This is a genomic window from Halomonas qaidamensis, assembly GCF_025917315.1.
Lineage (GTDB): Bacteria > Pseudomonadota > Gammaproteobacteria > Pseudomonadales > Halomonadaceae > Vreelandella > Vreelandella qaidamensis.
Genome location: NZ_CP080627.1, coordinates 1,395,051 through 1,408,703, shown reverse-complemented (window position 1 = coordinate 1,408,703; position 13,653 = coordinate 1,395,051). Strand labels below are relative to the sequence as shown.

At 51.8% G+C, this 13,653-nt stretch carries 11 protein-coding genes; 8 read left to right on the top strand and 3 right to left on the bottom strand.

Features of this window, described 5'->3' with window-relative positions; all coding sequences use genetic code 11:
* Positions 1-50: 50 nt before the first annotated feature.
* Positions 51-1,574, bottom strand: coding sequence for a carbohydrate porin (locus K1Y77_RS06550; protein WP_264018421.1), 1,524 nt, complete (start codon positions 1,572-1,574; stop codon positions 51-53).
* A 539-nt stretch (positions 1,575-2,113) separates the two neighbouring features.
* On the opposite strand from K1Y77_RS06550, the gene K1Y77_RS06545 reads away from it, so the two are divergent.
* The 6 genes from K1Y77_RS06545 (at position 2,114) to K1Y77_RS06520 (ending at position 9,352) form a co-directional block, all read left to right on the top strand.
* A complete protein-coding gene (locus K1Y77_RS06545) occupies positions 2,114-3,385 on the top strand; it encodes an ABC transporter substrate-binding protein (protein WP_264430936.1) in 1,272 nt (423 codons plus the stop codon).
* A 14-nt stretch (positions 3,386-3,399) separates the two neighbouring features.
* Complete coding sequence (locus tag K1Y77_RS06540) at positions 3,400-4,386, top strand: carbohydrate ABC transporter permease (RefSeq protein ID WP_264018423.1); 987 nt, start codon at positions 3,400-3,402, stop codon at positions 4,384-4,386.
* The gene (locus K1Y77_RS06535) at positions 4,386-5,228 is read left to right on the top strand and encodes a carbohydrate ABC transporter permease (protein ID WP_264018424.1); all 843 of its coding nucleotides are present in this window, start codon (positions 4,386-4,388) and stop codon (positions 5,226-5,228) included. Before K1Y77_RS06540 ends, K1Y77_RS06535 begins: the two co-directional genes overlap by 1 nt.
* 35 nt (positions 5,229-5,263) lie before the next feature.
* Positions 5,264-6,880: an alpha-glucosidase family protein gene (locus K1Y77_RS06530; RefSeq protein WP_264430934.1), complete on the top strand. Its 1,617-nt coding sequence runs from the start codon at positions 5,264-5,266 to the stop codon at positions 6,878-6,880.
* 105 nt (positions 6,881-6,985) lie between these two features.
* The gene (locus K1Y77_RS06525) at positions 6,986-8,092 is read left to right on the top strand and encodes an ABC transporter ATP-binding protein (protein ID WP_264018427.1); all 1,107 of its coding nucleotides are present in this window, start codon (positions 6,986-6,988) and stop codon (positions 8,090-8,092) included.
* A 228-nt stretch (positions 8,093-8,320) separates the two neighbouring features.
* Complete coding sequence (locus tag K1Y77_RS06520; protein ID WP_404813852.1) at positions 8,321-9,352, top strand: LacI family DNA-binding transcriptional regulator; 1,032 nt, start codon at positions 8,321-8,323, stop codon at positions 9,350-9,352.
* A gap of 14 nt (positions 9,353-9,366) precedes the next feature.
* Here the strand turns inward: K1Y77_RS06520 and gap are convergent, their stop codons facing one another.
* On the bottom strand, positions 9,367-10,371 hold the full coding sequence (gene gap / locus K1Y77_RS06515) for a type I glyceraldehyde-3-phosphate dehydrogenase (protein ID WP_264018429.1): 1,005 nt from the start codon (positions 10,369-10,371) through the stop codon (positions 9,367-9,369).
* Between the two features lie 211 nt (positions 10,372-10,582).
* On the opposite strand from gap, the gene pyk reads away from it, so the two are divergent.
* Both pyk and K1Y77_RS06505 read left to right on the top strand, forming a co-directional pair.
* On the top strand, positions 10,583-12,049 hold the full coding sequence (gene pyk / locus K1Y77_RS06510) for a pyruvate kinase (protein ID WP_264430930.1): 1,467 nt from the start codon (positions 10,583-10,585) through the stop codon (positions 12,047-12,049).
* 49 nt (positions 12,050-12,098) lie between these two features.
* Positions 12,099-12,575, top strand: a complete 477-nt coding sequence (locus K1Y77_RS06505) for a methylglyoxal synthase (protein WP_264018431.1) — start codon at positions 12,099-12,101, stop codon at positions 12,573-12,575.
* 26 nt (positions 12,576-12,601) lie between these two features.
* Here K1Y77_RS06505 and cra read toward each other — a convergent pair whose 3' ends face one another.
* Positions 12,602-13,579: a catabolite repressor/activator gene (cra, locus tag K1Y77_RS06500; RefSeq protein WP_264430928.1), complete on the bottom strand. Its 978-nt coding sequence runs from the start codon at positions 13,577-13,579 to the stop codon at positions 12,602-12,604.
* Positions 13,580-13,653 lie beyond the last annotated feature (74 nt).

Below are 13,653 nucleotides of genomic sequence, written 5' to 3'. Positions count from 1 at the left end.
TCGCTAGCGAGCAGCGGCTTACGCTTAGAATCTTTGCTCAGAAACTCTGCTTAGAACCATACCTCGGTTTGTACGCCAAAGGTGAATTCACCGCCAGTAAATCCATCGCTACCTAGAGAACTTGCACCGTAGCTATTAAGGCTATCGTCCCAATCGCTGTAAGTCGTGAATAGACGGATCTCAGGACGCTTCCAGAAACCACCTACTTCCGGCTTGAAAGTCGGTGCGATAGTGAACTTCATATAGTCACCATCAACCGCGTTACGGTCACTGTAACCCTGTGGATCTAAATCCATCCACTGATAGCTAGCTTCGTACTGCATTTCGAAATTCTGGTTAATTTCATTCGCCAAGCGCACGTTTAGCGTGGCCCAGTCATAGCTGTCGCCATTGGCGAAACGATCTTCACTGGTTTCAGCCAGTATAGACGGTGCAATACGCCACTTCGGTGCAATGTAGGTCGTTCCGTATAGCGCCAGCCGCGTTGCGGTAGCATCATCCGTCAGGTCGCCGTTGCTGCCCAACCCTTTAACTTCGGCCCCTAAGCCTTGGCCGTGCAGTACAGCGGCCTTAAAGTTACCCTCGCCCATGCCGAAGAAGCTGTCGCCGTGGTAAGCCACCATGGTATGCCAGCCCGAGTCAGCCGCATTTTGGCCCACACCGATATCACGCTCATCGTTATCAGCAGCAGACATGCCGTTGACCATGACCTGCCAGTTACCGAAGTAATTATTGGAGGTCACTACAAGGTTATCCGTATCGCTATTTTCGCCATCTAAACCGGGATTTTCACGGTTGACGACCGGATAGTCGCTGAAGCTGCGACCATAAACTGAAAAGTTACTCTTCCAGTTATCGGCTAGCTGCATGTCGTAAATACCGCCACCGGTACCCGCGAGGAAGACGACATCGCTGTCGAGCCAATGGATATCAAAGTTATCACGGTCAAAGCGCTTACCGGCCCAAATAGAAGCGTTTTCAAACGCGCCGGTAAAGCTTGGCAGATCACTAAATTCGGCATATACCTGACGAACGTTTAGGTTAGTATCATCGCCTACCCAGTCATTGCTGGAATTAGTACCGGCAGCCAACATAGTGGTGTAACGGGCTTTTGCACCGTTATCAAACTGCATGCGGTAGTTAAGAATGGCTTCAGAATAAGTATCCGGCTCATTGCCCAAACGGCCAACAGCGCCGCCATTTCCACCCGCGGGTGTTAGATAAGGGCCACCTGGTGCGCTTTTGCCGTCTTCGCCAATTAGCAAGCCAGAGCGCGCATAAACATTAAAAGAGAACCCTTCTTCGCCATTGGATTGGCGCTCTACACGGGCAAGGCGTTCTTCAATATCGGTGGCGGCGGCAGGCGCACTCGACGATGGTGTAGTTTGTCCCTGCTCAGCTAACTCAGCGCGGCGTTCCGCAGCATTGGCACGCTGCTCGGCAGCTGCAATTCGTGCTTCTAACTGCGCAAACCTTTCCTCTAGTGTGGTGTTAGCGCTAGCAGTGCCATACAAGCCAAAACTGGCAGCGGCGATGGCAATGGCGAGAGGCGTCTTGAATGTCATTTTATGCATTGTTTTAAACCCTGTGTTTTTACATCCAGTGTGTTAGCAACTGGCTTTAACTCTTTTATTTTTAAGATTTCTTAAAAACGCAAACTTGCAATGCTGTTTAAACCCTACCGATAGACCCAAGGCACTCACTGACGCCTTACTGCTCTGGTAGCGTCCATTTCTGCTTAGCGGCGCTGAACACTCGTGGTGGCACTAATCGTCTTTGTGTACTGGACGCCTTTTGGGCGTTGAACGCTTAATTGCCTAGCCAGATAGAGAAGATTATGTTGCAAAGCAACTACGTTTCGCTCCACCAAATGGCGGAACACAAAACTTAATCGATTAAGAGCTAGTAAACCAACAATAAACTTCTAATTATCGACCAATGTCTAAAACAATTCAGAGATTAGCTAAAACCAATGAAGGGGCATTAGACAAAAGTCGCTATTGAACTTGTTACGAGGAGGCGGCTAACTAGCACCATACTTAATCGTTTAAGTAGGTGCTGCAAGCGCTTTGAACACCCATTACCCACAACAACAAATGTCGAGGAATGCCCTATGAAAAAGACACTACTCACTTCTGCTATTGCTTTGGCTAGTATCGCTAGCGTCACTGGTTCTGCCCAAGCGGCTGAGTTAACCATTTCTTGTGGCGCTGTTGGTGCGGAGCTTACCCTTTGCCAAGAAGGCGTAAAAGCCTGGGAAGAGAAGACCGGTCACAGTGTCGATGTGGTTTCAACGCCCAACTCGTCTACTGAACGTTTATCACTCTATCAGCAAATTTTATCCGCCAACTCTAGCGACATTGATGTCATGCAGATCGATGTCGTTTGGCCAGGCCTACTCGCTAATCACCTTCTCGATTTACGTGAGGTGCTCGGTGAAGATGCCGCAGCGGGCCACTTCGATACCATTGTCACCAATAATACTATCGATGGCCGCCTAGTTGCGATGCCCTGGTTTACCGATGCGGGCGTTCTATATTACCGCGAAGACTTGCTAGAAAAACATGGCCATGACGTGCCTACTACGTGGCAGGAACTGACCGACATCGCACGTGATATCAAAGATGCGGAGCGTGCTGAAGGCAATGATCGTATGCAGGGCTTTGTCTTCCAGGGGCGTGCTTATGAAGGACTTACCGTCAATGCTCTGGAGTGGGTATCAAGCTTCGGTGGCGGTACCGTGGTAGATCATGATGGCGAAGTCACCATCAATAACGAGAAAGCTGCTGAAGCGCTAGATTTAGCTGCCTCTTGGATTGGTGACATTTCTCCTGAAGGCGTATTGAATTATACCGAAGAAGAAGCCCGTGGAGTCTTCCAGGGTGGTAATGCCGTGTTTATGCGTAACTGGCCATACGCATGGTCACTGGCTCAAAGTGAGGATAGCGATGTGCGGGGCAACGTTGGTGTCACCCAATTGCCCGCAGGTGGGGAAGACGGCCAAAGTGCAGCTGGTTTAGGCGGTTGGAACTTAGCGGTATCCCGTTATAGCGAACATCCCGAGCTCGCCGCTGACCTGGTCGCTTTCTTGGCCGGTGAAGAAGAGCAAAAGCGTCGCGCCATCCAATCTTCCTACAACCCCACCATCGATTCGCTTTATCAAGATGAAGAGGTTTTGGAAGCAGTTCCCTTCTTCGGAACCCTTTACGACACTTTCACCAATGCAGTCGCCCGTCCGTCAGCACCTACCGGTGATGCCTATGGCCGTGTGAGTAATGCCTTCTTCAGCACCTCACACGATGTGCTTTCAGGCACTAAAACGGGCGCTGACGCCGTCGCTGACCTTGAAGGCGAGCTACTACGCCTGAAGCGTCGCAACTGGTAACCGCGGAGACACCTATGTCGATCTCTTCTAATAATAGCGCGCCCCTCGAGGCGCGCTCAGCCATCGCACCAGCGCGACGGCACCGCGGCACCAAAGTGCGCCGTCAACGGGTCAAAGCGGCTTGGTTGTTCTTGGCCCCCATGCTAATTGCATTAACGCTGGTTGCTGGCTGGCCGTTAATGCGAACATTTTTTCTAAGCTTCACCGATGCCTCACTGTCGGACCTCGGTGCGGCTAATCTAATCGGGTTTGAAAACTACCTCGTCTACGACAATGGCCGTTGGTTCGGGGTTCTTGCCGACCCTATTTGGTGGCGTTCTGTTTGGAACACCGTTTATTTTTCGGTGGTATCCGTTTCTTTAGAAGTCATTTTCGGTGTGATTGTGGCGCTGATCCTAAATGCGGAGTTTAAGGGTCGGACGATTGTTCGCGCGGCAGTGCTGATTCCGTGGGCAATCCCCACCATCGTTTCCGCACAAATGTGGGCATGGATGCTCAACGATCAGTTCGGCATCATCAATCACCTGCTAATGACCGTTGGGATTATTGACAATCCTATCGCCTGGACGGCTAGCGCTACTTACTCAATGTGGGCAGTCATCATGGTCGATGTCTGGAAAACAATTCCGTTTGTTGCCCTGTTGGTGTTAGCCGCCCTACAAATGTTGCCAAAAGATTGTTATGAAGCCGCAGAAGTAGACGGTATTCATCCCGTCCGCGTGTTCTTCAAAGTTACTCTGCCGTTGATTACGCCGGCTTTGATGGTGGCGGTAATTTTCCGTCTTCTAGATGCCCTGCGGGTGTTCGACGTGATCTACGTACTGACCTCTAACTCGACCAGCACGATGTCGATGTCGGTCTATGCGCGCCAACAGTTGGTTGAGTTCCAGGATGTTGGTTACGGCAGCGCCGCCTCTACTCTGTTGTTCTTGATTATTGCCCTGGCCACTGTTGCTTACCTCTATTTAGGCCGTAACAAAATACAACTAGGAGGTGACTGATGAACCAACGTCAGTTAGCCAAAATTGCTAAGCGCGTCGGCTTTTGGGCCTTAATTGCGCTGATTATGGTGTATGCCGTTTTCCCGTTTTATTACGCGGTGATTACCTCACTAAAACCTTCCAGCGAGCTTTTTAGAGTTGAACTTTGGCCTTCGAGCTGGAACCTGGACAACTATGCCCAGATTTTTAGCCAATCGAGCTTTATACGTGCGATTTTTAACTCGGTTGTCGTGGCATTTAGCGTTGTTTTCATTGCGCTTCTCCTAGGTATTACCGCTTCCTACGCGCTGGGTCGTGTTCGCTTCCGTGGTCGCTCGACCGTCATGCTAGTCATTCTTGGGGTATCGATGTTTCCCCAAGTTGCGGTGCTCTCAGGCTTGTTTGAGGTGATTCGCGCACTAAACCTCTATAACAATCCCGCTGGCCTAATTTTGAGCTACACCATTTTCACGCTGCCTTTCACTGTTTGGGTGCTTACCACCTTCATGAAAGAGCTACCCATGGAGCTGGAAGAAGCCGCCATCATGGATGGCGCTACGCCATGGATTACGATTACTAAAGTTTTCCTACCGCTAATGTGGCCCGCTATGGCAACTACTGGCCTTCTCGCTTTCATTGCCGCCTGGAATGAGTTCCTGTTTGCCTTGACCTTCACACTCACTGATACCCAGCGCACTGTGCCAGTTGCCATAGCCCTGCTTTCTGGTGGTAGCGCCTACGAACTGCCCTGGGGCCCAATCATGGCTGCATCGGTCGTCGTCACCGTGCCGCTGGTGATTCTAGTTATTATTTTCCAGCGTCGAATTGTTTCAGGCCTCACTGCTGGTGCAGTGAAAGGCTAAGCGCAGACGCATTTACGTTTTATTAAGGATTATTCATGCAAGACAACCTGACGTGGTGGCGCGGTGGCGTTATCTATCAAATTTATCCGCGCAGCTTTTTAGACAGCCGTGGGGACGGCATTGGTGACTTAAAAGGTGTTACTGAAAAGCTTAGCTACGTGGCTTCTTTGAATGTTGACGGTGTCTGGCTTTCACCCTTTTTCACCTCTCCCATGCTCGACTTTGGCTACGACGTCAGCGATTACCGCGACGTCGACCCAATGTTCGGCACTTTGGAAGATTTTAAAGCGCTGCTCGACAAGGCCCATTCACTTGGTCTTAAAGTGATGATTGACCAAGTTATTAGCCATACCTCTGAACAGCACGCTTGGTTTAAGGAGAGCCGCCAGAACAGTACTAACCCCAAAGCTGACTGGTTTGTGTGGGCAGACCCTAAGCCAGATGGCACTCCACCAAACAACTGGTTGTCTATTTTCGGTGGTCCTGCCTGGACCTTTGACACGCGCCGTCAGCAGTATTACCTGCATAATTTTTTATCCAGCCAACCGGATATTAATTTCCACAACCCAGAAGCCCGTCAAGCCCAGCTGGACAACATGCGCTTCTGGCTGGATCTTGGCGTTGATGGTTTCCGCTTAGATACCGTCAACTTCTACTTCCACGACGCTGAGCTACGTGACAACCCGCCAGTGCCAAAAGGTGAATCCAAGACACTGGGTGCGCCAGAAGCCAACCCCTACACCTGGCAGCGCCATGTCTATGATATCAGCCGCCCTGAAAACGTATTGTTTTTGAAAGACTTACGCGCTTTAATGAATGAGTATCCGGGCACTACGACAGTAGGCGAAATCGGCGATGACAACCCGCTTGAGCGCATGGCTGAGTACACCGCTGGCGGTGATAAGCTGCACATGGCGTACACCTTCGACCTGCTTAACAAGCCACGTTCTGCCCGCTATATCCATCGCGTCATTGAACGCTTTCAGCAGCTAGCTGGTGACGCTTGGCCCTGCTGGGCAACATCGAATCATGATGTTGAACGCAGCGCATCACGCTGGGGCGCTGAAGAAGACCCTGTTGCTTATCCTAAAGTGATGCTCGCCATGCTGTTTTCCCTACGCGGCAGCGTCTGCCTTTATCAAGGGGAAGAGTTAGGGCTTCCAGAAGCTGAGGTACCCTTCGAGCGCATTCAAGACCCCTATGGAAAAGCCCTTTGGCCAGAGTTTAAAGGCCGAGACGGGTGCCGTACGCCAATGCCATGGTCTGATGATACTCAGGCAGGCTTCTCGCCTATTGAGCCATGGCTACCTGTAGACAAACGTCACTTGCCGTTGGCAGTTAGCCGTCAGCAGGCAGATCCAGGCTCAACACTTAACAGTGTTCGCCGAATGCTAGCTTTCCGCCAAGCGCACTCCGCGCTGTTCGACGGTGATTTACAGCTTATTGAGGTTGGCGAGGAGTTACTGGGTTTTATTCGTCAAAATGACCAAGAGAAAGTGCTGTGTGTCTTTAACCTGACGGGGAATGAGCTGCAAACAGCTCTCCCCTTTGACGTCATCAGTGAGCTAGAAGGACACGGCTTCACTGCGGCCCGCAAGGACAATGTGCTAACGCTGCCTGCCTATCAAGCCGCTTTCATGCACGTTGCTTAATCAAGTAAATGGCAATACTCAATAGCAACATTCAATAACAACATTCAATAATGATAGTCGGCCCGATACGAGGAATGCTGCATTGAGGCCGACAAGGAGCTAACCATGGCAAGTGTTACGCTTGAAAAGATCAACAAAATATTTGGTCACGATCACATTATTAAAGACGTTGACCTGACCATTGGCGATGGTGAATTTGTCGTCTTTGTTGGCCCATCCGGCTGTGGCAAATCCACACTGCTGCGACTTATTGCAGGTCTAGAGTCCATCACCGACGGTGACTTAAACATTGGTGATACGTTAGTTAATGACCTCCCCCCGCGAGAGCGCGGTGTGGGCATGGTGTTCCAGTCGTATGCTCTTTATCCACATATGACCGTTTATGACAACATGGCCTTTGGTTTGAAGCTTGCCAAAACGGACAAAGAGACGGTTCATGAACGGGTAATGAGTACCGCTAAAATTTTGCAGCTTGAAGATCTACTGCACCGCAAGCCGAAAGCACTGTCGGGCGGTCAGCGCCAGCGTGTTGCAATGGGCCGCGCGATGGCCCGAGAGCCTCGTATTTTGCTTTTTGATGAGCCGCTTTCTAACCTGGATGCGTCGCTGCGCGTACAAATGCGCAACGAGATCGCCAGGCTTCACAATCGCCTGGGTTCTACCATGATTTATGTGACCCACGATCAAGTCGAAGCGATGACCCTGGCAGACAAAATCGTGGTACTCAAAGGCGGCCATATCGAGCAAGTTGGCAGTCCACATGAACTTTACCAACGTCCAGCCACCAAGTTTGTCGCAGGTTTTATCGGCTCACCTACGATGAATTTTATGTCCGCAGAGCTTGTCATCGGCTCAAAGGATGGCTGCCGAGTAACTGCAAAAGGGTTAGGAGAGGTTGTGCTCCCTCAAGCGGCTGGCAGCTACAGCTCTGGCAGCTCGCTGACATTGGGCGTACGCCCAGAGCACCTGCGCTTGGAAGCTCCAACGGACAATAATTGCTTTGATATCGTTAACGTTGAATACCTAGGCAATGAAGTGTATGTCTACTTAGAACCAAAAGAGGGCGATACACTGCTTATTCATCGTAGCGAAGCGCCTAGCCAGTGGAAAGAAGGCCAACAAGTATCCCTGGTGCCTGACATTGAACATGTTCATCTATTTGATGAAAACGGTATGGCATTAGCGCTTGCTGAAACACGTTCTGCAGCCTAGCTTTCGATTGTTGATTTAGGCGGTTGATATAAAGAGTTAATATAAATCGCCAGCGATCTCTTGCTGGACTTACAACGGCCTTTGGTGATGCTGCCACCCTTTGCAATGGTGGTAAGAATAACGTCAAGGCCGTTATTTTTTTGCGCGTGATTCAATTCATTAGCCTGCGATGTAAAATAACGCTAAATAATTAAACAGGATAGGAAACCCGTGACTGCCCATCGTCGAATGACTCTCAAAGATCTTGCCACAGAACTCGGCGTTTCCACCGCGACAATATCAAATGCCTTCAACCGCCCTGATCAGCTCTCCCCCCTTTTAAGAGACCGCATTTTAAGTGAGGCCAAACGCCTAGGGTATAACGGCCCAGACGCAAAGGCTCGGAGCCTGCGCACTGGGCGCTCAAGCATTGTTGCGGTTATTCTTGCCGAAAGCCTGACCTACAGCCTTAACGATGCTGTTGCCAGTGAGTTTTTATCAGGTGTCGCTGAAGTACTCGATGCCCATGGCCATACCTTGCTGTTACTACCTGGACGTGGTCATGCTTCCCAGCCACCAGGGTCAGCAAATATTGCCGACGGCTTTATCGTTTACGGTTTAATGCCCAATAATAAGCTACTCAGCGAGCTTCCTTCCCAACGTCCACTGGTGTCGGTTGACTTCGATATTGAAGGCAGCCCTACCGTTCATATCGATGACCAGGATGCCAGCTATCATATTGCCCAGCACGCGCTAAAAACTCGGCCTGAACGACCAGCGGTGATCAATCTTCGCCTGACCAAAGAGCATTGCAATGGGCGAGTAACTGCTGCACACACAATGCTACCCAACAGCAGTACTATTAGCCGCGCCCGCTTGGCTGGGTTTCATGCAGCGCTCACCGAACATGGCTTTGATGCTGATCAGATCCCATTGTGGAATATCGAAGAGAATGTGTTTGATGTGTGCTCACCGGTGATCACAGAAATCCTTGACCTGCCTACCAATCAGCGGCCAGACCTGCTGCTGTGTATGTCAGACCGTATTGCGCTAACCGCACTTACATTAGCCGAACAGCGCGGCATTCACGTACCGGGAGAACTAAGAATTACGGGCTTTGATGGCATAGCGGAAGGGCAATATAGAGCACCGCGTTTAACGACCGTGCGCCAGGACAGTGCGGGCAAAGGCCGCGTGGCGGCGAAAATGATTCTAGGGCGGATACCAAAAACCCAGCAGCTACTCAAAACTGAGTTACTGCTGGGTGATACTTGCCCATGAGGCTCAAGCAGGTGTTATTTGGCCGTTTCCTGCATGGCAAGGGCGGTGTCTAGCATCCGATTAGAGAACCCCCACTCATTGTCGTACCACGCCATAATTTTCACCAGGCGTCCATTCACACGGGTGTGATTGGCATCAAAAGTAGACGAGTGTGCATCATGATTGAAATCAATAGACACCAGCGGCTGTGCGTTAACCGCTAGCACAGACGAGTTCGCCGCCGCTTTTTCAACAATCGCGTTGATCTCTTCTTTGCTGGTATCGCGACTTGCCGTAAACGTTAAATCTACCAAGGAAACGTTGATCACCGGCACGCGCACGGCTAGCCCATCAAACTTACCTGCCAGCTCCGGCAACACCAACCCTACAGCCGCTGCTGCGCCTGTTTTGGTTGGAATCATCGAGTGCGTCGCACTCCGTGCGCGGTAAGGGTCGGAGTGATAAACATCCGATAGATTCTGATCATTAGTGTAGGCATGCACCGTGGTCATCAAACCGTTTTCAATGCCTACTGCATCGTTTAACGCTTTGGCGACAGGTGCCAAGCAGTTAGTCGTGCACGACGCATTGGAGACCACCGTGTGTTCGGCTGTCAGACTATCGTCATTAACACCATAGACAATAGTAGCGTCAGCATCTGGGCTGGGCGCAGAGATCAACACACGCTTAGCACCCGCTTCTATATGCTTGGCAGCGGCTTCTCGCTTAGTGAACAGGCCAGTGCACTCCATGACAAGATCAATGTTCATGGATGCCCAGGGAAGCTGGCTGGGATCACGCTCAGAAGAGATCGCGATGCGATCGCCATCTACACTAATACTTTCGGCATCATGCTCAACGGCAAAAGGAAAGTGGCCGTGAACCGTATCGTGACGCAGCAGGTGCGAGTTTAGAGAAGGATCACCTAAATCATTAATCGCAACCACCTGAATACGATCCCGGTAGCTATTTTCGTATAGCGCTCGCAGTACGTTACGCCCAATCCGTCCAAAACCGTTAATAGCAACTCTTATTGTCATGATGGCACCTCAATCAAGCAGTGGTAGTCGTTGGCGTACCCAGTAAAAAAATTACTAAAAATACGTATTTATTCACCTTTAGATCAGTTTATACCTGTTAAAACTGCCCTTAAAGGCTAATAACATCCCAATATGTAGTAAAATTACTATATAAAGGCTATCGTAGTCCAATAATTAATCACCGCCTAGATGCTCAACAGGAGTAACTTTTATGACTCGCTCAACATCTCCCACCCCCCTTCGCCGCACCAAGATTGTCGCGACGCTTGGTCCAGCAAGCGATCGCCCTGGCGTACTAGAAGCTATGCTAAAAGCGGGTGTTGATGTCGTGCGGCTCAATTTCTCCCACGGTGCCGCAGACGACCACCGCCGCCGTTTGAAAGAAGTACGCGAGATCGCCCAACGACTAAACCGCAGCGTTGCCGCATTGGGTGACCTGCAAGGGCCGAAAATTCGTATATCACGCTTTGCCGAAGGCGCTGTTCATTTGGACATTGGCCAGGCTTTTGTGCTCGACATGGCGCTGGATGCCAATAGCGGCACCGCCGAGCGCGTCGGCTGTGACTACAAGTCGCTGATTGACGATGTCGCCCCCGGCGACCGGCTACTTCTGGACGACGGGCGCTTGGTGCTGGATGTCACCTCTATTGTTGGGCAAGAAGTGCATACCCGCGTTCATGTCGGTGGCAAGCTTTCCAATAACAAAGGCATCAACAAGCAAGGCGGCGGACTGTCGGCCCCAGCGCTTACCGAAAAAGATAAAGAAGACCTCAAAACCGCGATTGATATTGGGGTCGATTACTTGGCGGTATCATTCCCACGCAGCGCTGCTGATATGCAGGAGGCCCGCGAACTGCTCGGCGAAGCCGGAAAAGAAATTGGTTTAGTGGCCAAACTGGAGCGCGCGGAAGCCGTTGCTGACGATGAGACTCTGGATGGCATTATTGAAGCATCAGAAGCTGTGATGGTAGCGCGTGGCGATTTGGGTGTGGAAATTGGCGATGCCGCGCTGATCGGAACCCAAAAACGCATCATCAAGCATGCTCGTACGCTTAACCGCGCGGTCATTACCGCCACACAAATGATGGAGTCGATGATTGAGTCGCCACTGCCCACCCGCGCGGAAGTATTCGACGTGGCTAACGCAGTGCTAGATGCCACCGACGCTGTCATGCTTTCTGCGGAAACCGCCGCGGGCGACTACCCGGTAGAAACCATTCAGGCGATGGATCGGGTATGCTTAGGCGCCGAACGTGAGCGAATTGCCCAATCATCAGGTCACCGTATCCACGAAGGCTTTGAGCGCATTGATGAAACCATTGCCCTCTCCGCAATGTACGCCGCTAACCACTTAACCGGCGTCAGTGCCATTGCCTGTATGACCTCGACAGGTTATACGCCACTGATTGCCTCACGCATTCGCTCTGGCCTGCCAATTGTTGGCCTTGCACACAGCCCGATTGCCCAACGGCGCATGGCGCTTTATCGCGGCGTCGTGTCGATTCCCTTCGACACAACCCATATGGACCCTAAAGAACTCAATCAAGAAGCCGTCAAGCTACTCCAAGCTCATGGTTTGGCACACCCTGGCGATCATGTCATTCTTACTCGCGGCGACCACATGAACGCCCACGGCGGAACCAACACCATGAAAGTGCTGGCCGTCGAAGAAGCGTAAACCCAACAGTGACCTGAAATAGTCGGAATGTTAACTGGAGAGCCATGCCATGAGCGACGCACGTCCACCCCGCCAAGCCGTTCGTACGCTGCAACCGCGTAAGCGCATTGCGCTAATTGCCCACGACGGCAAAAAAACCGAAATGCTGGAGTGGGCAACACGCTGGCAAGAAACGCTCAGCCAGCACACTCTTATTGGTACGGGGACTACCGCTGGGCGGCTCAAAAGTTCGCTTGGCCTAGAGGTCGAGGGGTTGATGAGCGGCCCGCTGGGGGGTGATCAGCAAATTGGCGCGCGTATTGCCGAACAACAGCTAGACGTGCTGATTTTCTTCTGGGATCCGTTTGCTCCTCAGCCCCACGACCCTGATGTTAAAGCGCTGCTGCGTTTAGCCGCGCTATGGAACGTGCCGGTGGCATGCAATGCGGCGAGCGCCGACTTTTTACTGTCATCGCCCTACCTCAGTGAACGCTACGATATGTCTATTCCAGACGCAGAAGCTTGGGCTCAGGCCCGCACGGTGTAAGATAAGGCCGCCCGACTATGTGTGGCTTATCGGGTACGCAGGTGGCGCGCCACGACCTGCTGCCCACACTGATAGTCACCGTTCATGGCATTCAGGGCACAGCGCAGGGTGAGTTCAGCAATGCGATCATAATCTTGCAACGCTGAATTCACCGGTTGCGGCAGAAAATCCAACAAGCGGTGGTCGCCAAAGGTGGCCAACCGCATCTCTTCTGGTAGTCCACCGCGCTCTAGAAACACGTCAAACACCCCTTCCATCAGCACATAAGACGCGGTGATCAACGCATCAGCCCCTCCTTTCTCATCCAGCAGTTGCGCGGCAAGGCGGGCGCCTTCGCTACGCTCGTAGTGTGTACCGCTAAGTAAAACCGGCTCGATAGAGGTGTCTTGTAATGCTGACTGAAACCCCACCCCACGCTCGCGACTGATCGACAAGCTCGGCATCGCTTCTAACCACGCCACCCGCCGCGTGCTACCCGTAATGACCGAGCGCGTTAGCGCATATGCCGCGTCTTGATCGTTGCTGACGACACTGGCAAAACGTGTCGGCGCAAGACCACGGTCCATTCCCACAACGCACCAACCTTCATCCACCAAATCAGAATAGAATGTGTCATCTTCAGCTAAGCAGCTGGCGGTAATAAGCACCTCACAGCGCTGCGCGCGAAGCGCCAATGCCAAGGTGCGCTCGCTATCGGCACAGTCGTCCGAGCTAACCACTAACAGCTGATAACCCTTCTCTCTCGCGCCACGCTCTAAGCGTTTCGCGAGCCGCGCATAGCTGATATTTTCAAGGTCAGGCACGATCAAACCAATCAACCGACTTGCCCCACGACGCAGCGCTGCTGCCTGCGGGTCAATGTGATAGCGATGCTGCCGCACCACCGCCATTACTTTCTCGATGGTGGCATTACTAATACGCCGTTGCTCGGCCTGGCCATTAATTACATAGCTCGCCGTGGTGCGCGATACGCCCGCAAGCCGGGCAATGTCGGCAAGTGTCATGCAATTCTCCCTCTGGTTGCCGATGTAGTTTATCAGCCGTTTATCCCCACCCAGACTAAAGTCTAGAAAGACAA